Annotated in this window: 22 protein-coding genes and 2 tRNA genes; 13 read left to right on the plus strand and 11 right to left on the minus strand. The window is 67.3% G+C overall.

The window, feature by feature from the left end; genetic code table 11:
- The first annotated feature begins 101 nt into the window (after positions 1-101).
- On the plus strand, positions 102-719 hold the full coding sequence (locus tag ACI1V7_RS16400; RefSeq protein ID WP_404532863.1) for an OmpW/AlkL family protein: 618 nt from the start codon (positions 102-104) through the stop codon (positions 717-719).
- Positions 720-801: 82 nt separating this feature from the next.
- Here ACI1V7_RS16400 and pabB read toward each other — a convergent pair whose 3' ends face one another.
- From pabB to argB, 6 genes are all read right to left on the minus strand, one after another.
- The gene (pabB, locus tag ACI1V7_RS16405; RefSeq protein WP_404532864.1) at positions 802-2,676 is read right to left on the minus strand and encodes an aminodeoxychorismate synthase component I; all 1,875 of its coding nucleotides are present in this window, start codon (positions 2,674-2,676) and stop codon (positions 802-804) included.
- 16 nt (positions 2,677-2,692) lie between these two features.
- Positions 2,693-3,271: a nucleoid occlusion factor SlmA gene (gene slmA / locus ACI1V7_RS16410; RefSeq protein ID WP_404532866.1), complete on the minus strand. Its 579-nt coding sequence runs from the start codon at positions 3,269-3,271 to the stop codon at positions 2,693-2,695.
- A 40-nt stretch (positions 3,272-3,311) separates the two neighbouring features.
- A complete protein-coding gene (locus tag ACI1V7_RS16415) occupies positions 3,312-4,034 on the minus strand; it encodes a pyrimidine 5'-nucleotidase (RefSeq protein WP_404532868.1) in 723 nt (240 codons plus the stop codon).
- Positions 4,035-4,366: 332 nt separating this feature from the next.
- Positions 4,367-4,443: transfer RNA gene (locus ACI1V7_RS16420), tRNA-Asp, on the minus strand.
- Positions 4,444-4,446: 3 nt separating this feature from the next.
- Positions 4,447-4,521, minus strand: a tRNA-Thr gene (locus tag ACI1V7_RS16425).
- A 40-nt stretch (positions 4,522-4,561) separates the two neighbouring features.
- Complete coding sequence (gene argB / locus ACI1V7_RS16430) at positions 4,562-5,491, minus strand: acetylglutamate kinase (protein WP_290413064.1); 930 nt, start codon at positions 5,489-5,491, stop codon at positions 4,562-4,564.
- A 177-nt stretch (positions 5,492-5,668) separates the two neighbouring features.
- On the opposite strand from argB, the gene ACI1V7_RS16435 reads away from it, so the two are divergent.
- Positions 5,669-5,890 carry a cysteine-rich CWC family protein gene (locus ACI1V7_RS16435; RefSeq protein WP_404532869.1) on the plus strand — a complete coding sequence of 74 codons (222 nt, stop codon included), beginning with the start codon at positions 5,669-5,671 and terminating at the stop codon, positions 5,888-5,890.
- 4 nt (positions 5,891-5,894) lie between these two features.
- Here the strand turns inward: ACI1V7_RS16435 and ACI1V7_RS16440 are convergent, their stop codons facing one another.
- Positions 5,895-7,082: an extracellular catalytic domain type 1 short-chain-length polyhydroxyalkanoate depolymerase gene (locus ACI1V7_RS16440; RefSeq protein ID WP_404532870.1), complete on the minus strand. Its 1,188-nt coding sequence runs from the start codon at positions 7,080-7,082 to the stop codon at positions 5,895-5,897.
- Positions 7,083-7,245: 163 nt separating this feature from the next.
- On the opposite strand from ACI1V7_RS16440, the gene ACI1V7_RS16445 reads away from it, so the two are divergent.
- Positions 7,246-7,455: a DUF1289 domain-containing protein gene (locus tag ACI1V7_RS16445; RefSeq protein WP_404532871.1), complete on the plus strand. Its 210-nt coding sequence runs from the start codon at positions 7,246-7,248 to the stop codon at positions 7,453-7,455.
- Here the strand turns inward: ACI1V7_RS16445 and ACI1V7_RS16450 are convergent.
- Complete coding sequence (locus ACI1V7_RS16450) at positions 7,437-8,444, minus strand: alpha/beta hydrolase (RefSeq protein ID WP_404532872.1); 1,008 nt, start codon at positions 8,442-8,444, stop codon at positions 7,437-7,439. The genes ACI1V7_RS16445 and ACI1V7_RS16450 overlap by 19 nt on opposite strands.
- A gap of 135 nt (positions 8,445-8,579) precedes the next feature.
- On the opposite strand from ACI1V7_RS16450, the gene ACI1V7_RS16455 reads away from it, so the two are divergent.
- Positions 8,580-9,533 carry an NAD(P)H-dependent flavin oxidoreductase gene (locus ACI1V7_RS16455; protein WP_290413059.1) on the plus strand — a complete coding sequence of 318 codons (954 nt, stop codon included), beginning with the start codon at positions 8,580-8,582 and terminating at the stop codon, positions 9,531-9,533.
- A 108-nt stretch (positions 9,534-9,641) separates the two neighbouring features.
- Here the strand turns inward: ACI1V7_RS16455 and ACI1V7_RS16460 are convergent, their stop codons facing one another.
- Positions 9,642-10,241, minus strand: coding sequence for a hypoxanthine-guanine phosphoribosyltransferase (locus tag ACI1V7_RS16460; RefSeq protein ID WP_404532873.1), 600 nt, complete (start codon positions 10,239-10,241; stop codon positions 9,642-9,644).
- 172 nt (positions 10,242-10,413) lie between these two features.
- Between ACI1V7_RS16460 and ACI1V7_RS16465 the strand changes: the two genes are divergently transcribed.
- The 7 genes from ACI1V7_RS16465 to ACI1V7_RS16495 all read left to right on the plus strand — a co-directional run bounded on the left by ACI1V7_RS16465 (position 10,414) and on the right by ACI1V7_RS16495 (position 15,624).
- Positions 10,414-12,231, plus strand: coding sequence for an aminopeptidase P family protein (locus ACI1V7_RS16465; protein ID WP_404532874.1), 1,818 nt, complete (start codon positions 10,414-10,416; stop codon positions 12,229-12,231).
- Position 12,232: 1 nt separating this feature from the next.
- Positions 12,233-12,493, plus strand: a complete 261-nt coding sequence (locus tag ACI1V7_RS16470) for a hypothetical protein (RefSeq protein WP_404532875.1) — start codon at positions 12,233-12,235, stop codon at positions 12,491-12,493.
- On the plus strand, positions 12,490-13,248 hold the full coding sequence (locus ACI1V7_RS16475) for an MgtC/SapB family protein (RefSeq protein ID WP_404532876.1): 759 nt from the start codon (positions 12,490-12,492) through the stop codon (positions 13,246-13,248). The genes ACI1V7_RS16470 and ACI1V7_RS16475 overlap by 4 nt, the downstream gene beginning before the upstream one ends.
- Before the next feature lie 13 nt (positions 13,249-13,261).
- Complete coding sequence (locus ACI1V7_RS16480) at positions 13,262-13,840, plus strand: DUF924 family protein (protein ID WP_404532877.1); 579 nt, start codon at positions 13,262-13,264, stop codon at positions 13,838-13,840.
- Positions 13,840-14,670 carry a Rossmann-like and DUF2520 domain-containing protein gene (locus ACI1V7_RS16485; protein ID WP_404532878.1) on the plus strand — a complete coding sequence of 277 codons (831 nt, stop codon included), beginning with the start codon at positions 13,840-13,842 and terminating at the stop codon, positions 14,668-14,670. Before ACI1V7_RS16480 ends, ACI1V7_RS16485 begins: the two co-directional genes overlap by 1 nt.
- A 44-nt stretch (positions 14,671-14,714) precedes the next feature.
- A complete protein-coding gene (locus ACI1V7_RS16490; RefSeq protein ID WP_404532879.1) occupies positions 14,715-15,098 on the plus strand; it encodes an MAPEG family protein in 384 nt (127 codons plus the stop codon).
- A 163-nt stretch (positions 15,099-15,261) separates the two neighbouring features.
- Positions 15,262-15,624, plus strand: a complete 363-nt coding sequence (locus ACI1V7_RS16495; RefSeq protein ID WP_404532880.1) for a hypothetical protein — start codon at positions 15,262-15,264, stop codon at positions 15,622-15,624.
- 33 nt (positions 15,625-15,657) lie between these two features.
- Here the strand turns inward: ACI1V7_RS16495 and ACI1V7_RS16500 are convergent, their stop codons facing one another.
- Positions 15,658-16,245: a putative pterin-binding protein gene (locus tag ACI1V7_RS16500; protein ID WP_404532881.1), complete on the minus strand. Its 588-nt coding sequence runs from the start codon at positions 16,243-16,245 to the stop codon at positions 15,658-15,660.
- A 49-nt stretch (positions 16,246-16,294) separates the two neighbouring features.
- Between ACI1V7_RS16500 and ACI1V7_RS16505 the strand changes: the two genes are divergently transcribed.
- Both ACI1V7_RS16505 and ACI1V7_RS16510 read left to right on the plus strand, forming a co-directional pair.
- On the plus strand, positions 16,295-16,891 hold the full coding sequence (locus tag ACI1V7_RS16505) for an alpha-ketoglutarate-dependent dioxygenase AlkB family protein (protein ID WP_404532882.1): 597 nt from the start codon (positions 16,295-16,297) through the stop codon (positions 16,889-16,891).
- Positions 16,892-17,097: 206 nt separating this feature from the next.
- Complete coding sequence (locus ACI1V7_RS16510; RefSeq protein WP_404532883.1) at positions 17,098-17,649, plus strand: porin family protein; 552 nt, start codon at positions 17,098-17,100, stop codon at positions 17,647-17,649.
- A gap of 62 nt (positions 17,650-17,711) precedes the next feature.
- On the opposite strand, the gene ACI1V7_RS16515 is transcribed toward ACI1V7_RS16510, so the two are convergent.
- Positions 17,712-18,269: an REP-associated tyrosine transposase gene (locus ACI1V7_RS16515; RefSeq protein ID WP_404532884.1), complete on the minus strand. Its 558-nt coding sequence runs from the start codon at positions 18,267-18,269 to the stop codon at positions 17,712-17,714.
- Between the last annotated feature and the right edge of the window lie 237 nt (positions 18,270-18,506).

The raw sequence follows: 18,506 nt of genomic DNA on the forward strand, positions 1-18,506 counted from the left end.
GTTATGGTTCTGGTGGATTTTGATGCACATCAACGATTTTGTTGATGCTGATCAATAAACTTCCCTTCGCTGAACAACACAACGCGAAGAAAGGGAACACCATGAACAAGTCGATGCTGAAACTGATGATGGCCGCACTGGGCCTGGCGGCCGTCGCCGCGCCCGCCATGGCGCAGGAGTCGCCGTGGCTGGTGCGCGCGCGCGCGGTGCACATCGATCCGGCCGACAAGTCCGATCCGGTCGGCGGCGTCGGCGCCAGCGACCGCCTCCACGTCAGCGACAAGTGGATCCCCGAAGTCGACATCTCGTACTTCTTCACGCCGCACTGGGCGGCCGAACTGATCCTGACCTATCCGCAGAAGCACACCGTCACGCTGGATGGCGCCGGCATCGGCACCTTCAAGCACCTGCCGCCGACGCTGACCCTGCAGTACCACTTCCTGCCGGGCGCCACCATCGATCCGTATGTCGGCGCCGGCATCAACTACACGCTGCTGTCCAAGGTGCGCCTGCTCGACGGCGCCGCCAGCCTGGAACACGATAGCGTCGGCGGCGCCGTCCAGGCCGGGGTCGACGTCAGGATCGACGACAAGTGGTCGTTGAACCTGGACGTCAAGAAGGCCCAGATCCGCAGCGACGTGACGATCGGCGGCGCCAGGGCCAGCCGCGTGAAGGTCGACCCGGTGCTGTTCGGCGTGGGCGTCGGCTACCGCTTCTGATACCGCAACGATTGCCGCTTTCTCCAAAAGCGCGCCGGCCCCCGCCGGCTTTCCGACCGGCCTCGCGCCGGTTTTTTTTCGCTCAGCGCGCCAGCACGGCCTTCAATGGACCGCGCAGCGCATTGCACACGACGATCTCCTGCGCGCGTTCCAGCGTCTCGCGCGTGATCGGCACCTCGACCGCGTTCCAGGCCGGATCCTCCAGCAGCAGCGCGCGCATCACGCCGGGCAGCAGGCCGGACGACAGCGGCGGCGTGACCCAGCGCCCGGCCACGCGCACGAACACGTTGCTGCGCCCGCCCTCGACCAGTTCGCCGCGCTCGTTGAAGAACAGCGTGTCGAACGCGCCTTGCGCCTCGGCGTTGCGCCAGGCGGCGTCGTAGCGCGCACGGATGCTGGTCTTGTGACGCAGGAACAGGTCGTTCGAGCGCACCGGCGCATCGGCCAGCAGCAGGCGTACCGGTTCGTCCGGGTCGCCCAGCGGCGCCAGCGCGCCCGTCTGCACAACCACTTCGCCGTTGGCCAGCAGGGCCAGGCGCAGGCGGTGCGGCACCCCGGGCGGCAGCACGGCGCAGGCGGCGAGCACGCCGGCGCGCACGACCTCGTCGCCGAACGGATAGCCGAAATAGTCACTCGACGCGCGCAGGCGCGCCAGGTGGCGTTCCAGGTGGCGGCAGCCTTCCTCGCGGGTGGCGAACATGGTCTCGAACAGCTCGAAGTCGCTCCCCATGCCCGTCAGGAAGCGCGCCTTCAGGCGGCACTCGGCGTATTCGGCGGCGGCCACGCTGTCGTGGACGATGCCGGCGCCCACGCCCAGTTCCCCGCGCCGCACGCCCGCCTGTTCCGGCTGCAGCACCAGCGTGCGGATCGGCACGGACAGGCAGAAGTCGCCGATGGCGGCACCCGCGGCCGGCGGATCGATCCAGCCGATGGCGCCCGTGTAGATGCCGCGCGCGGCCGGTTCCAGTTCGTGGATGATTTCCATCGTGCGGCGCTTGGGCGCGCCCGTGATCGAGCCGCACGGATACAGCGCCTCGAAGACGTCGTTCAAGGACGCATCCTGGCGCAGCTGCGCCTGCACGGTGGAGGTCATCTGCAGCACGCTGCCGTAGCGCTTCACTTCGAACAGCGCGGGCACGCCGACGCTGCCGGTGCGGGCGACGCGGCCCAGGTCGTTGCGCAGCAGGTCGACGATCATCAGGTTTTCGGCGCGGTTCTTCGGATCGGCCGCCAGCTGCTGGGCACGGACGTCGTCCAGCGCGGCATCGTCGGCCGCCGGCGCCGTGCCCTTCATGGGCCGCGCCAGCAGGCGACCGGCGTCGTGGCGCATGAACAGTTCCGGCGACAGCGACACGACGGTACGGCCGTCGGGCAGGCCGACCAGGGCCCCGTAGGGCACCGGCTGGCGCGCGCGCAGGCGCGCATACAGCGCGAACGGCGAACCGAAGGCATCGAAGCGCAGGCGATAGGTGTAATTGACCTGGTAGGTATCGCCGGCGGCGATGTAGTCGCGGATCCGTTCGATCGCGCGCGTAAAAGCCGCCTCGTCGACGTTGGGCTGAATGGCGGCGATGCCGGCCGGCCCTGCATCGCCCTGGCCGTCGTCTTGGCCATCGTCGCGCGCGCGCCGCGCCAGCCAGTCGTGCACCTGTTCCGCGTCGAGCATGGCCACGCGCTCGAACAGCAGCACCTGGGCCAGCGGCGCCTGGCCCTCGAGGGGGTGCGCGGCCACGCCAAGCAGCTGTTCGCCCAGTTCGTAGGTGAGCACCGGCACCGCGTACAGGCCGCGCCGCAGCGCTTCCTGCAGGCCGGCCAGGAGTTTCGGCCAGTCCTCGATGCGCGTGCAGGCGAGCGTGCCCGCGTGGCCGTCGTACAGGCGCGAACGCGCCTGGCGCTGCCCTTCCGGGCTGGCGTCGTCGAGCAGGGCGAACACGGCTTGGCCGGGAGCGAGGTCCATCGGAGTCAGGCCGCCATCAGGCTGCAAGCAGCAGGGCCAGCTGTACGGGGCTGTCCGCGCCCGGCTGCTGCTTGAAGCCGGTCTTGGCGAAGCGGTGCCAGCGTCCCGTCACGTAGGAAACCAGCATGGCGGCGCGCGCGGCCACGTCTTCCTCGCGGCCGTGGCCTTGGGTGACGGCCAGGCGCAAGGCCTGCTTGAACGCCATCTCGACCTTGTCGTAGAACTGGTTCATGCGCAGCTGCAGGCGTTCGTCCTCGCCGACGAGGGCGTCGCCGATCAGCACGCGCGTCATGCCGGGATTGTTGGCCGAGAAGACCAGCAGCATCTGCAGCATCGCGTGGGCTTGCGCGACGCCGTCTTCCTCGCGCTCGGCGATCTGGTTGATCACGCCGAACACGCTCGATTCGATGAAGTCGATCAGGCCCTCGAACATCTGGGCCTTGCTGGCGAAATGGCGGTACAGCGCGGCCTCGGAGACCGACAGCTTCGCAGCCAGCGCCGCCGTCGTGATCTTCTCTCCCTTCGGGTGCTCGAGCATCGCCGCCAGCGCCTGGAGGATCTGCAGCTTGCGCTGGCCCGGCTTGGTGCTTGCCATGTTGTGATGTGTCTTTCAGTTGGGTTTGGACTGGATTCGTTCAGCGCAGCCGGTTCATGCGTGCCGGCAGTCGAAGTACCGATTTTACTTTGACATCGACGTAGGCGGGACGTTTGATGATTTTAGGCAACGGTGCCTTGCCGATCGGATCGCTATAGCGTAGATATTGCGTGACCCAGACGGTACGCAGTCCCAGCTGCTTGGCGTGGCGCAGGTTGACCAGCGTGTCCTCGACCAGGATGCAGCGCCGCGGCGCCAGGCCATGCTTGCGCAGCAGCCGGCGCAGCATCAGTTTCGAAGGCTTGGGGCGCAGCTGGCCGTGCACGCGCATGTCCTCGATGGCGATGTGGTGGGCAAAGTGGCGCTGCAGGCCGATCTGGCGCACGACGCCCGTCGAATACACGGTGGGCGCATTCGTCAGCAGGATTTTCCGGCCGGGCAGGCGGCGCAGCAGCTTCGCCAGGCCGCGCTCGACGCGCACCAGGTCCTGCAGCGCGCCGATGTCGTGGGTCTCGCGCAGGAAATCCGCAGGATCGACCTGGTGGTGGCGGATCATGCCCAGCAGCGTGGCGCCGTAGCGCTTCCAGTAGCCGATGCGTGCCGCGTCCACCGCTTCGCGGCTGGCGGGCGTGGTGCCGTCGCCCAGCACGCGCGCGATATACGTGTTCATGTTGGCGCTGATCGCGGGGAAGATCGCGTGCGAGGCGTCGTGCAGGGTGTTGTCCAGATCGAACAGCCAGACGGGGGAGGGGAGTGTGGGCACGGTGAGAGTAACGCGACATGCACCGTCGCCCTGCGCAGGCAGAGGCCCAAGTTCACGTTGCGTGGCAAAAAAATTGGGTCCCTGCCTGCGCAGGGACGACGAGTCAGCGATTGTAGCGGACTGCGACGGCAGAAATAAAAAATGCCCCCCGAAGGGAGCATTCTTTAATAAATCCTGGCGGAGCGGACGGGGCTCGCCCACGTTCCGCGGGCCGCGGAATCGCTTGCAAGCGATTCCCTTCGAGCCCGAAACCGGATCTCCCGCAGGGGAGATCCTCTTGTACCTAACAATAAAAAAGGCCCGAACGAGTCGGACCTTTTTTATTTGAATCCTGGCGGAGCGGACGGGGCTCGAACCCGCGACCCCCGGCGTGACAGGCCGGTATTCTAACCAACTGAACTACCGCTCCAGGTGGTGCCCTTGACGTGGATTGAACACGTGGCCTCTCCCTTACCAAGGGAGTGCTCTACCACTGAGCTACAAGGGCATCAAGTCAACTTCACAGTGACTGACGCCGCTGCAAAATTTCAGTGAGACCGGATCATAGTGCCAAAGGCCTGTTCGGTCAAGACTTCCAGCAACAAAGAGTGCTCGATGCGGCCGTCGATGATGTGGACCGTATTGACGCCCGACTTGGCGGCGTCCAGCGCCGACGAGATTTTCGGCAGCATGCCGCCCGAAATCGTGCCGTCCGCGAACATCTCGTCGATCTCGCGCGCCGACAGGTCGGTGACCAGATTGCCCTGCTTGTCCTGTACGCCGGCGATATTGGTCATCATGATCAGCTTTTCGGCCTTCAGGATTTCCGCGATCTTGCCGGCGACGACGTCGGCGTTGATGTTGTAGGCCTGGCCGTCCTGGCCGAAGCCGATCGGCGAGATGATCGGGATGAAGGCGTCGTCCTGCAGGGCTTTCACCACCGCCGGATTGATCGCCTCGATTTCGCCGACGAAGCCGATGTCGAGGAACTCGCCCGGCTTGTCCTTGTCCGGCATCGCCATCTTGCGCGCGCGGATCAGGCCGCCGTCCTTGCCGGTCAGGCCCACGGCCTGGCCGCCGTAGTGGTTGATCAGCATGACGATGTCCTGCTGGACTTCGCCGCCCAGCACCCACTCGACCACTTCCATGGTCTCTTCGTCGGTGATGCGCATGCCTTGCACGAAGGTGCCCTGCTTGCCGATCTTCTTGAGCGCGTTGTCGATCTGCGGACCGCCGCCGTGCACCACCACCGGGTTCATGCCGACCAGTTTCAACAGGATGACGTCGCGCGCGAAGCCGTGCTTCAGGCGCTCGTCGGTCATCGCGTTGCCGCCGTATTTGATGACGATGGTTTTACCGTGGAAGTTACGGATGTAGGGGAGCGCCTCGGCCAGGATCTGCGCCTTGATCTGCGGCGAGACCGCAGTCAGGTCGTTGTTCTGGTCGTCGCCCTTCAGATTGGTCAGCATAGCGTTCATTGGGGGTCAAAAAAAGAATGTGCGAGATTTTACGGCAACACGGCGCCCGCTGGGGTTTTATGGGATGTTCCATGTTGTATTTTCCGGCCGTCGCCGTTAAGGTGGATTACATATGGATACAACCTTCCCATTTTTCGCCCGCAGGCGGGCGGCCGGCGGTGCTGCGGGAACGTCCGCATGAGTACCTGCGCGCGTTGTGGCGCAGCGTTCGGCTGTGCGATGGCCGACGGGGACAAGGCGGGCGAGCCGTGCTGGTGCACCCGCCTGCCCGCCGTCGTCCCCGTGCCGGCAGCGGACGGGCCGCAGGGCCAGCGCGCCGGCTGCTGGTGCCCGGCCTGTCTCGAACAGCATATCGCGCTTCAGGACCGGGCGGCGCCTCGGACGCCCGCGGCGGAATAGGGTGTCAGCGCGCGGTGCGGAAAAAGCGCATCATTTCGCGGCTCGCATCGGGTCCCTTGCCGTCCGTGTAGCTGCCGCGCGCATCGCCGCCCGACCAGGCGTGGCCCGAGCCGTGCACGACCCAGTGTTCGGCGTGGACGGCGCCGTCCGGCAGGCGGTGCACGGTGCGCGTGAAGGCATGGCCGTCCGGCATCGTGCCAGGCTCCACCACGACGATGTCGGCCGGATCGCGCCGCCGCGCCGCGATCAACGCGTCGCCGTTGGCCGGGTGCACGGTGGTGTCGCGGTCGCCGTGGAACACGATGATCGGCAGCGCCTTGCCTTCCGTGTGGCGCGTGCGGAAATCGCCCTTCATCGCCGCCACCGCCGTCGGCAGGTCGTGGGCGGCGGCGAACGGCAGGCCGGAATGTACGCCGACGGCCGCGTACAGGTCCGGATACAGCGTGCCCATGATGGCCGCCATCGCGCCGCCGGCCGACAGGCCCGCCACGTACACCTGGGCCGGGTCGACGGCGTAGCGGGCCATGATGTCGCGCGTGATGCCGGCGATCAGCGCCGGCTCTCCCTGGCCGCGCTGCTGGTCGACGGCATTGAACCAGTTCCAGCAGCGCGAGGGATTGGCGTGCTGCGACTGCGCCGGATAGGCGACCAGGCAGCCCTGCTCCTCGGCGATCAGGTTCATGCCGGTGCCGAGCGCGAAATCGTCGGGATTCTGCTTGCAGCCGTGCAGCATCACGAGCAGGGGCGCGGCCCGGCCCGCGGCGTGTTCCGTTGCCTGTCCCGCATAGGTGCTGGGCACGTACAGCTTGTACTCGCGCGTGCCCGCCTCGTTGCCGTAGCTGGCGTCGATGAACTGGCCGGGCAGGCCGATCGCGGCCGCCCCGCTGGTCAGCGGCGGCACGCTGAACGGATTGCCGCCCGGCTGGCCGAAGCGGCTCAGCGCGGCCAGCATGTCGGAGACGGGATCGTAGGCGGGCTGGTTCGATGCCGGCGCCGACGTGGGCACGGGCAGCGGTGCGGGCGGCGGTTCCGGTTCCGGAGCGGGTGGCTTCGTCCTGGCGGTCGCGGCCTGCATGGCGGTAGCGTTCTTGACCGATTCGCGGATGACGCTGCGCGCCACCGACGGGCCGCGGCGCATCATCGATCGGGTCGCGGCACGCATCTGCGCGAGGAATTTGCTGCTGATGCTCATCGAGACTCCTTTTCGGCGAGGCCGGGACATCGAATGCATCCCAGTCTTGGTTGCCAAGCTTGCGTCAACCTTACGGATCAAGGTTTCGAATTGCCAGAGCGTAGTCTACCTTGATGTAAAGCGAAACGCGCGCTTGCCGTCCGTCTAGGGTAAGCTGCCCGCCATGAGTGACCCACACCTGCCCCCGGAACAGCAAACCCCGGTCCCCTCTCCCTGCATCAGCCTGTGCAAGATGTCGCCCGAGACGGGCCTGTGCGAAGGTTGCCTGCGCACCATTGACGAAATCTGCGCCTGGAGCACGGCCGACGACGACGCCAAGCGCGCCGTCTGGGCCGCCATCCGCCGCCGCGAGGATCAGCTCGGGTTCGACTGAATCCCGAGGCGCGCGCGCAGGAAGAGCGCGACCTCGCGCACAAGCTCCTCGTCTTCGGGCGCGCCCATGAAGCCGCCGTGCGGCATCGCTTCGAACACGTGCAGTTCGGCATCGATCCCGGCGCCGCGCAGCGCCCGGTGCATGCGCACGGTATTCGACAGGAACAGGTCGCGCGTGCCGGACTGCAAAAAGGCGGGCGGGAAGCCCGGCGCGAAATCGCCGAACAGCGGCGACAGATACCGGTGGGCGAGGTCGGCGCCGTCCGCGTACAGCAGGTTGTTCGCCATCAGCGAACCGGGCAGCACGACGTCGGCCAGCTGGTTCAGCGCGAAGCTGTCGCCCGATTCCGTCAGGTCCGCTTCCGGCGAGAGCAGTACCACGGCCGCCGGCAGCGGCAAGCCTTCGTCGCGGGCGCGCAGCAGCAGGGCCGCGGCCAGGTTGCCGCCGGCGGAGCGGCCGGCGATGGCGATGCGCGCGGGCGCATGGCGTTCCAGCACGTGGCGGTAGGCGGCCAGGCAATCGTCCAGCGCGGCCGGATACGGGTGCTCGGGCGGCATGCGGTAGTCGACGCCGTAGCACGTCAGGCCGTACTGGTCGGCCTGCAGCCGCGTCGATGCGCGGCAGGCATCGCCGCCGCCGAACACGAGGGCGCCGCCGTGCAGGTCGATCAGCGCGCAATCGGCGGCGATCGGCCGTGCCGGCCTGGCGACGTGGATGGTGGCGCTGCCGGCCGCGATCGTCTCCACGCCGGCGCGCACGGCCGCCAGGCCGTCGCCCAGGTTGGCCGCATACCAGGCGTCGGCGCCGGCTTTTACACGCTGCCAGCCTTCGCGCTCATCCGGGGCGGGCATCGCGTGCAGGGCGTTCACGGGGACGCCGTCCCCGTTCACCATGCGCCGCAGGGCGGCCTGCGCTTGCGGGCTGATGGATGCCGGAATGGGCAGAAGGCGTTGCGGCAGCTTGACGCTGCCTTGCTGGTCGTCGCTCATGACATGTCTCCGTGTGGTTAGCCGGCAAGCTTACCCGAACGGCAAGAATTTAGAGCACGGTATCTAGCACGGTCGTGCTTTTTTGCGCCATAATCGATTGGCTACCATCCGACCAACCAACCCGCGAGCATACCCATGGCGCTGCCCACCGTCCTGCAAGACCTCTCCTTACCCGTCATCGCCTCGCCGATGTTCATCGCCAGCGGTCCCGCGCTGGTGGCCGCGCAGTGCAAGGCCGGCATCGTCGGCTCGTTCCCAGCGCTCAATGCGCGTCCGGCCGAGCTGCTCGACACCTGGCTGACCGACCTGCAGGCCGAGCTGAAGGACTTCCAGCAGGCCAATCCGGGCAAGCGGGTGGGACCGATCGCCGTCAACCAGATCGTGCACCAGTCGAACGACCGCCTCGCGCACGACGTCGAGGTGTGCGTGAAGCACCAGGTGCCCATCATCATCTCCTCGCTGCGCGCGCCGCCGCAGGAAATGCTCGATGCCGTGCACGCCTACGGCGGCATCGTGCTGCACGACGTGGTCTCGATCCGCCACGCCGAAAAGGCGCTGGAGGCGGGTGTCGACGGCCTGATCCTGGTGGCGGCCGGCGCCGGCGGCCATGCGGGCGCGCTGTCGCCGTTCGCGCTGGTGGGAGAAGTGCGCAAGTTCTTCGACGGTCCCATCGCGCTGTCCGGCTCGATCGCGACGGGCGACGCCATCCTGGCCGCGCAGGCGATGGGCGCCGACTTCGCCTACATCGGCTCGCGCTGGCTGGCCACGAAGGAGGCGAACGTCAGCGACGCCTACCGCGACGCCATCGTCGAATCGACGGCGGCCGACGTCGTGTACACGAACCTGTTCACGGGCGTGCACGGCAACTACCTGAAGAAATCGATCGTGGCGGCAGGGCTCGATCCGGACAACCTGCCCGTGTCGGACAAGAGCAAGATGAGCTTCGGTTCCGGCAGCGCCAAGGCCTGGCGCGACATCTGGGGCGCGGGCCAGGGCGTGGGGCTGATGGACGACGTGCCGACGGTGGCGGAGATGGTGGAGCGCCTGAAGGAACAGTACGAGGCGGCGCGCAAGCGGCTGGCGCTGTAAACCGTCGTCCCTGCGCAGGCAGGAACCCGATTTCGACGCGCCGTGGCCAGCGCGAAAATCGGATCCCCGCCTGCGCGGGGATGACGTCGTTTTAGTGCGTACGTCGTTTCAAGGCGCGGTTTTTTCCGCTTCCACCTGCTTGTCCTCGTCCCGGATCACCCACAAGCCCGGCAAATTGCGCCAGTACCCATGCGCATCCATGCCGAATCCCACCACGAACTGGTTCGGGATCGTCAGCCCGACGATGTCCGCCTTGACCGGTTTTTCCTTGCCCAGGTCCTTGTCCGCGAACACGGCCAGGATCACTTCGGCGGCGCCCATGTCGAGCAGGCGCTGTTTCACGTGGGCCAGCGTCTCGCCTTCGTCGAGGATGTCGTCGACGACGATGATGATGCGGCCTTCGACGCTCTGGCGCGGCACCACTTTCCAGACCACTTCGCCGCCCTTGTCGAGGTTGCCGTAGCGGGTCACGTGGATGTAGTCGAATTCGAGCGGGAAGGTCAGTTGCGGCAGCAGGCTGCCGGTGAAGACGACGGCGCCGCCCATCACGCCCAGCACGAGGGGGAATGCGCCGGTCTCGTCGTTGTCGAAGCGCGCGTTGAGCACCGCGGCGACCTCGGTGACGGCGGCCTGGACCTGCCCGGCGCTGACGATTTCCTCGGCGTGGCTCATCAGTTCGCGGGCGCGGGTGTAGTGAAAGTCTTGCATGGCGATCTAGGTAAAAAACTTGGTCGAAAAAATGCTGGGTCGAAACAGTCCCTGGCGCGATTATCCGCCAGAATGCCGCCGGGCGTATCACGGCTGCGGCCGCGCCCGGGGCACGGGCTATCGGCGCGGAGTATGATAGGGGCTTGAGAAACGAACGAGCCGAGCCCGTACCATGCCAGCACTTGACACCACCGGCCTGCGCGCCGAACGCCTCGCCAGTCTGCGCGCCGCGATGGCGCGCCACCAGGTCGACGCCTTCATCGTGCCGTCCGCCGATCCGCACCTGTCCGAATACCTGCCCGGCCGCTGGAAAGGCCGCGAGTGGCTGTCGGGCTTCACCGGTTCGGTCGGCACCTTCGTCGCGACGAAAGACTTCGCCGGCGTCTGGACCGATGGCCGCTACTATACCCAGGCCGAGCAGGAACTGGACGGCACCGAAATCCAGCTGATGAAGATCCCGGCCGCCGCCAGCCTGCTGCACATCGACTGGCTGGCCAACACGCTGCAAGCCGGCCAGACCGTCGCCATCGATGCGCGCGTGCTGGGCCTGGCCGTGGCGCGCCTGCTGGGCGACGCGCTGCAGGCGCGCGGCATTACGCTGCGCACGGACATCGACCTGCTCGACGAGGTCTGGAGCGACCGTCCCGGCCTGCCGGCGGACCCCGTGTACGAGCACGCGGCGCCGTTCGCCGTCGCCACCCGCGCCGACAAGCTGCACGCCACCCGCAACGCGATGGCGAAACTGGGCGCCGAACGCCACTTCATCTCGACGCTGGACGACATCGCCTACCTGTTCAACCTGCGCGGCGCCGACGTCAGCTACAACCCCGTGTTCGTGTCGCACGCGCTGGTCGAATCGGGCCGTGCCACGCTGTTCGTCGCCGACGGCAAGGTCGATGCCGCGCTGCGCACCCGCCTCGAGCAGGATGGCGTGCGCGTCGCCGCCTACGACCAGGCCGCGTCCGCGCTGGCCGCGCTGCCGGCCGGCAGTTCGCTGCTGCTCGATCCGCGCCGCGTCACCGCCGGCATGCGCGCCGCCGTGCCGGACGGCGTGCGCGTGGTCGAGGCGATCAATCCGACCACCTTCGCCAAGTCGCGCAAGCTCGATGCCGAGATGGACCACGTGCGCGCCACGATGGAACAGGACGGCGCCGCGCTGTGCGAATTCTTCTCGTGGCTGGAGCCGCGCCTGCAGGACGCGCGCCGCACGCCGCTGACCGAGGTCGACATCGACACCCACATCACGGCGGCGCGCGCGCGCCGGCCGCATTTCGTGTCGCCCAGCTTCGGCACCATCGCCGGCTTCAACGCCAACGGCGCCATCATGCACTATCGCGCCACCGAGGAAGCCCACGCCGTCATCGACGGCGACGGCCTGCTGCTGATCGACTCCGGCGGCCAGTACCTGGGCGGCACCACCGACATCACGCGCGTGGTGCCGGTGGGCGAGCCGACCGCCGCGCACAAGCGCGACTTCACGCTGGTATTGAAGGGCATGATCAACCTGTCGGTGGCGCGCTTCCCGCGCGGTACCAAGGGACCGATGCTGGACGCGCTGGCGCGCGCGCCGATCTGGGCCGCCGGCATCGACTACGGCCACGGCACGGGCCACGGCGTCGGCTACTTCCTCAACGTGCACGAAGGCCCGCAGGTGATTTCTCCGGTGGCGCCGCCGGACCCGCACACGGCCATCGAGCCGGGCATGATCACGTCGAACGAGCCGGGCATCTACCGTCCTGGCCACTGGGGTATCCGCATCGAGAACCTGGTCCTGGCGCAGGTCGTCGACACCACCGAGTTCGGCGAATTCCTCGGCTTCGAGACGCTGACGCTGTGCCCGATCGACACCCGCTGCATCGACCTGTCGCTGATGCGCGGCGACGAGGTCGCGTGGCTGAACGCCTACCACCGCGAGGTGCGCGCGCGCCTGCTGCCGCTGGTCGACGGGGCCGCGCGCGACTGGCTCGAACTGCGCACCAGGGAGATCTGACATGGCGGGCGCACGTTCCACCCGGGCCAGTGCCGCCGTCGAGCGGCTCAAGCGGCGTACCGGCATCGCCACGTATTCAATGGCGCGCACCGGCGCCGGCCACTTCTTCCTGTCCGAGAAGCCGGGCGCGCCGCCGCTGTGCGCGCCGCTCGAACTGGACGACTTCGTGACCTTCGTCGACGGCCTCGGACCGCAGCCGGAAAAGCGCATGACCAAGAACGACATCGCGTTCGAGAAGCAGCTGGTCAGGAAAAAGACTTGAACCCACGCGCGGTGGTGCCGACCTGGGCGGAACTGTTCGACACCTACTGGTCGCAGCCGGAGCTGGTCACCAACGGCCTGGTCCTGCTGCACCTGGTGGGCGCGCTGCTGCTCGGCCTGATGGTCGGCTACGAGCGCTCCTACCACGGCCGCGCGGCCGGCATGCGCACCTATGGCCTCGTGTGCATGGCCTCGTGCGCGCTGACCGTGATCTCGGGCTATCCGGGCTCCTGGTACGGCGGCCATGGGGCGGCGGCGGCGCTGATCGACCCGACCCGGGTGATCCAGGGCGTGGTGACGGGCATCGGCTTCCTCGGCGCCGGCGTCATCATGCGCTCCGGCTTCACCATCAGCGGCTTGACGACGGCGGCCTCGATCTGGGCGTCGTCCGTCATCGGCATCATGGTCGGCGTCGGGTTCTACATGGCGGCGATGGGCCTGGCGTTCTTCGCCACCATGATCATGATCTACCTGAACCGCGCCGTCAGCAAGCTGCCGTCGCGCCATGCAGTGGCCGTCACGCTGCGCTTCAAGCCGGGCGTGCGGCCCAGCGAGGACGAGCTGCGCCGCGCCGCGGTGGAACGCGGCTACGAGATTGCGGGCTCCTCGCTCACCATCGGCAGCAGCGGCAACGTGCAGGAGTGGCGCTTCGTCGCGCTGGCGGGGGCGGGCGGCGCGCCGTTGTCCACGCTGGCCGGCGAACTGTCGGACTTGGAGGGCGTGGACGGCTTCGAGCTGTCGCACGCGCGTAACTGACAAGGGAACGACGATGAATGCCCAGGACGTACTCGACTTCTGGTTCGGCGCACCCGGCAGCGCCACCTACGGCCAGCCGCGCCGTGAATGGTTCGTCAAGAAGGACGCGTTCGACGCCACCGTGCGCGAACGCTTCGGCGCCGTCATCGACGAGGCGCTGGCCGGCGGGCTGCGCGCATGGGACGAACAGGGACCGCAGGGCGTGCTGGCAAGGATCCTCGTGCTCGACCAGTTCACCCGCAACGCCTGGCGCAACACGCCCCGTGCGTTCGCGGGCGATGCGCTGGCGCTGGCCGCCGCGCAGCAACTCGTCGATGCCGGCCGCGACAAGGCATTGGGGCCGTGGCAGCGCTCCTTCGTCTACATGCCGTTCGAGCATGCCGAAGATCCCTACATGCAGGAGCGCGCCGTCGAGCTGTTCTCGGTGCTGGCCGCCGAACATCCGGGCTTCGACGAGACGCTCGACTACGCGCACCGCCACCGCGGCGTGATCGCGCGCTTCGGCCGCTTCCCGCACCGCAATGCCATCCTCGGACGGCCGTCGACGCCGGAAGAGGAGGCATTCCTGCGCCAGCCGGGGTCGCGGTTCTGATGGCGGCGCTGCTGAATATCGTCGGCGCCGGCCACGTGGGCCGCGCGCTGGGACGCCTGTTCGCGGCGCGCGCCGTGTTCGCCGTGCAGGACGTGCTCACCCGCAGCATGGACAGCGCGCGCGCCGCCACCGCCTTCATCGGCGCCGGCCAGGCGGTCGGCGCCGTCGGCGCGCTGCGGCCGGCCGCCGTCTGGATGCTGGCCGTGTCGGACGACCGCATCGGCGACGTGGCCGCCCTGCTGGCGGCCAGCGTGCCGATGCGGGGCGCCGTCGTGTTCCACTGCAGCGGCGCCAAGGCGTCGGGCGAGCTGGACGCGCTGCGCGCGGCCGGCGCCCATGTCGCCAGCGTGCACCCGGTGCGCAGCTTCGCCGACCCGGCCGCCGTGGCCGCGCACTTCGACGGCACCTTCTGCGGCGTCGAAGGGGACGCGGCGGCGCTGGCGCTGCTGCTGCCGGCCTTCGAGGCGATCGGCGCGCGTCCGGTGCGCATCGATGCGGCCGCCAAGACCGTCTACCATGCGGCCTCCGTGTTCGCGTCGAACTACCTGGTGACGGTGCTGGATGCCGCGCTGCGCGCCTACCAGGCGGCCGGCATACCGCGCGAGGTGGCATTGGAACTGGCGCGTCCGCTGGCGGGCGAATCGCTGGCGAACGTGTTCCGGCTGGGGCCGGAGACGGCGCTGTCCGGTCCGATCGCCCGGGGCGACGCGGCGACCGTCGCGCGCCAGCAGGCGGCCGTCGGCGCCTGGGACGGGCCGACCGGGGACTTGTACGAAGCGCTGGCGGCGGCGACCTGGGACCTGGCGCGGCGCAAGCGCGAGCAGGGTTGAATCACTGGCGCATCCGCGCCCGAACGTCATCGATTGGAAAATACATGCAACTCACCGCCTGGGCCACGCTGGCCATCCTCGGCGTCTACTTCTGGACCGGCGTGATGGCGGGGTGGGCCCGCGTCAAGTACAAGGTGCCGGCGCCGTCGATGGACGGGCCGTTGCCGTTCCAGAGCGCCCAGCGGGTGCAGGCGAACACGCTCGAACAACTGCCGCTGGTGCTGGCGCCCTTGTGGTTGTGCGGCCACTTCCTGGGCGATGCGTGGGCCGCCGCGGGCGGGCTGCTGTGGTGCGTCGGCCGCATCCTGTATGCGCTTGGCTATTACCGCGATCCGGCCAGGCGGGAAGCCGGCTTCGTGATCGGCATGGTGGCGTGCGGCGCCCTGGTCGTGGCCAGTGCGACAGGTTTGTTACTTAGGCTAGCCTGAACGTCAAAACCGTCGATTTAACGTTGCGGCGTAACCAAAGGGTAGCTAAAGAATGCGCGAATTTGTCGACAAATTTTCCTGAGTGCAATAAGCTTGTCGTCTGTACGGAAAACTGTGGAAGCGGCCCGCTGGCGGTCAGCCCCGGACCGGAAAAGGAGATGGCATGCTGTTCTTGAAGAGTACCTCTGTGACCAAAGCGCCCGGCATCTACGAGGTCGACGTCGCTGCGAAGCCGCCGGGCAAGACCTTCGGCGTGTTCATGGCCACCGATCCGGACAATCCGCCGAACGCGGTACTGGCGGCGCTGGCCGAGCTGGGATTCCAGAGCGTCCACCAGCAGAATTACGTCCACCGCGACAAGGGCAAGGTCCTCGACATGCACTTCCAGAAGGACGGCACCGACCTGTTCAACGGCTGGAAGGCCGAGGAATGCACGAGCAACCTGGCTGCGCTCGATACGCTGTTCGGCAACGTCGGCATCAAGGTGACGCCCCGCGTCATGAGCCTCGCCGAAGCCTACGCATAATCGGCGTAACGGCCGCCCCGACGAGGCCGTCCCTTACGACGCCTTCACTTCCACGTGATACAACGCCCATGGGCATGCCGCAAACCGCTGCGGCAGCGGCAGCTTCGCCATTTCCGGCACGCGGTCGGCATCGTAGACGGCCCATAGCGGTCCCAATCCTCCCAGCCCCATCGGATTGCCGTCGATGTGGGTGGCGACGATGAAGCGCCGGCTTCTGGCCTGCGCCAGCGGCAGTTCGACGTTGTAGCCATCCACGGCGCGCAGCACCAGCACCGTCTTGTCGTCCAGCACGGCACCGGCCTTGCCCAGCACATCCACCAGCAGCGGACCGCGCAGCACGTGCGGCTTGCCGTCGTATTCCAGCGTCGGGCGGATCGTCTGCGGCGCCAGCGCCAGCAGTGCGGCGTGGTCAAAGGCATGGGCCTTGTCGAAGGCCAGCTGCTGCTTGTGCATCATCTGGTCCAGTACGGGGTCGAGGGGGCCGCGGTTCGGATGCGCGATGGCGCCGGTGACGGTCAGCAGGGCAGGACCGCGGCCGGCCGGGACGGTCGATCCGGCCCGGGCGGCGAGCGGCAAGGCGCCCGCGACGGCTGCCGTGCCCAGGAACTGGCGTTTGTTCATGAGAGAATGCATGTTCGAAGATGCTTCATCATAGAGCAAAGTTTCCGACATGGACCTGTTTTCCGCCGAGGCCCGCCTGCAGTCCATCCCGATCGAGGATGGCGAACTGGCCATGCTGGCCCAGCTGCCGCTGCCCATTCCGAATGCCGACGTACTGCGCCGCCTGGTCGACGAGACCCCCTGGCGCCACGAGACCGTCGTGGTGTATGGCAAGCGCCACCTGCAGCCGCGCCTGACGGCCTGCTACGGCGACGCCGGCTACACGTATTCCGGCCTGACCCTCGCGCCGTTGCCGATGACGCCGCTGCTGCGCCAATTGCATGCCGCGGTCGAGGAAGTGACGGAGCGGCGCTACAACAGCGTGCTGCTGAACTATTACAGGGATGGCGCCGACAGCATGGGCATGCACAGCGACGACGAGCGGGAACTCGGCCCCGAGCCCGCTATCGCCTCGCTCAGTTTCGGCGCCAGCCGGACCTTCATCCTGCGCCACAAGGCCAGCAAGCGGACGGTCAAATTCGATCTGACGGACGGCAGCCTGCTGCTGATGGCGGGCTCCCTGCAGACGCATTGGGTGCATGGCATCAACAAGACGGCCAAGCCGACGGGGCCACGGGTCAACCTGACGTTTCGGACCATCGGCTGATATCCCGCTCTCCTTCTGCATTCAACTGCATCACATCGTCGGCCAACTTTTCTCTTCAAATTACTGACCTTTCGGTCAGGTAGCTTACATCTCATTACAGTTCTTACGAAATGGGCACGGACGTTGTCGAGTTGCAGTGCTATCTTGCCTCCATCGCGATTCACATTGGCATCGCGAACCAGTCAAACAATCGAAGAGGAAAGACCATGAAAAAGCTCATCGTTGCACTGCTCGCTACTACTGCCGCCATCTCGGCCGCACAAGCACAAACCACCGCCAGCACCCAACCGCGCGCCTACGTCGGCGTCGGCGTGGCGACTGCGGACCATGAAGACTTCCGCGGCCTGGACAACGATGGCTACAAGGCGTCGGGCAAGGTCTTCGGCGGCTACGAATTCAACCAGACCTGGGGCGCCGAAGTCGGCTACACCGACTTCCGCAAGGCGGACGTCAGCGGCGCCGGTGTGAGCGGCGATACGAAAGGTTACGGCTATTACGTCGCGGCCAAGGCCAGCACCCCGCTGAACGACCAGTTCTCGCTGTACGGCAAGCTGGGCGTCCAGCACAGCCAGCGCGAACTGCGCACGAACCTGGTCAACCTGAAGGATGACGACACGGGTGCCTACGGCGCCGTCGGCCTGCAGTACAACATCAACCAGAACGTCGCGCTGACCGCCGAATACGAGCGCTATGGCAAGTCGAAGGACTTCGGCGCCAAGCCGGATGTCTGGACCATCGGCGCACGCTACAGCTTCTGAGCCGGTAGCATCAGATCCTAGGGAAAAGGGGCCTGCGGGCCCCTTTTTGTCGTTTTTTGTCGTTATTGGCGCAGCGCTTGCACGGGAGCGGCGCGGGCCCGCATCCATGGCGGCGCCGGCAAGGGCATGGCTGGCGCCGCGAAGCCCGCCGCGACGAAGCGGTGCAGCGACGACCACGGCCAGGCGGCCGCCTCCTCGCACAGGCCGTGGCGCACGGGATTCGTGTGCAGGTAGTCGATCAGCGCCGCGTATTCCTCGTCGTCGCCGACACGGTAGTCGCGGTAGTGGCGCTCCCAGATGACGTCGCCGGCCTGGTGCGCGGCGGGATGGGTGCCGCCCTGCAGGCAGGCTTTATGAAGGGCTTTCGAAAAGGCGATCTTGACGGCGCGCCAGCGCAAGGCGCAATCGTGGTCGCCCGGCGGCAGGGTCCAGATCGCATGCGCGTGGTCGGGCAGCACCACCCAGGCATCGACGTGGAAGGGCTTGCGGACGCGGGCTTGGCGCATCGCTTCCCCGAATGCCGAAAAATGGTCCGTCAGCAAGGAGCTGTCGCGGTCCAGCAAGCGTACCGTGAAGAAGAAGGTCGTCCCCGGCACGCGGTTGTCGCGGTAATGTGTCATGAATGTAGTCTGCCCGACGTCATTGCTACCTCGTTTCGATCTGGCGCAAAGCGCGCAGGGCTTGAACAAGCTCAACCGCGGTCGATTCTACACATGGCTTGAAATTGATGGCGATCCATTTCCGCTTATAAATCAATGTGATGGAAGTGGCAAACCCATGAAAAACGTCGTCCCCGCGCAGGCGGGGACCCAAGTGCTGCATGCATCATGAGACGCTTGCAACATTGGATCCGCGCC

The sequence above is a fragment of the Massilia paldalensis genome (genome assembly GCF_044901715.1).
Classification (GTDB): domain Bacteria; phylum Pseudomonadota; class Gammaproteobacteria; order Burkholderiales; family Burkholderiaceae_D; genus Telluria; species Telluria paldalensis.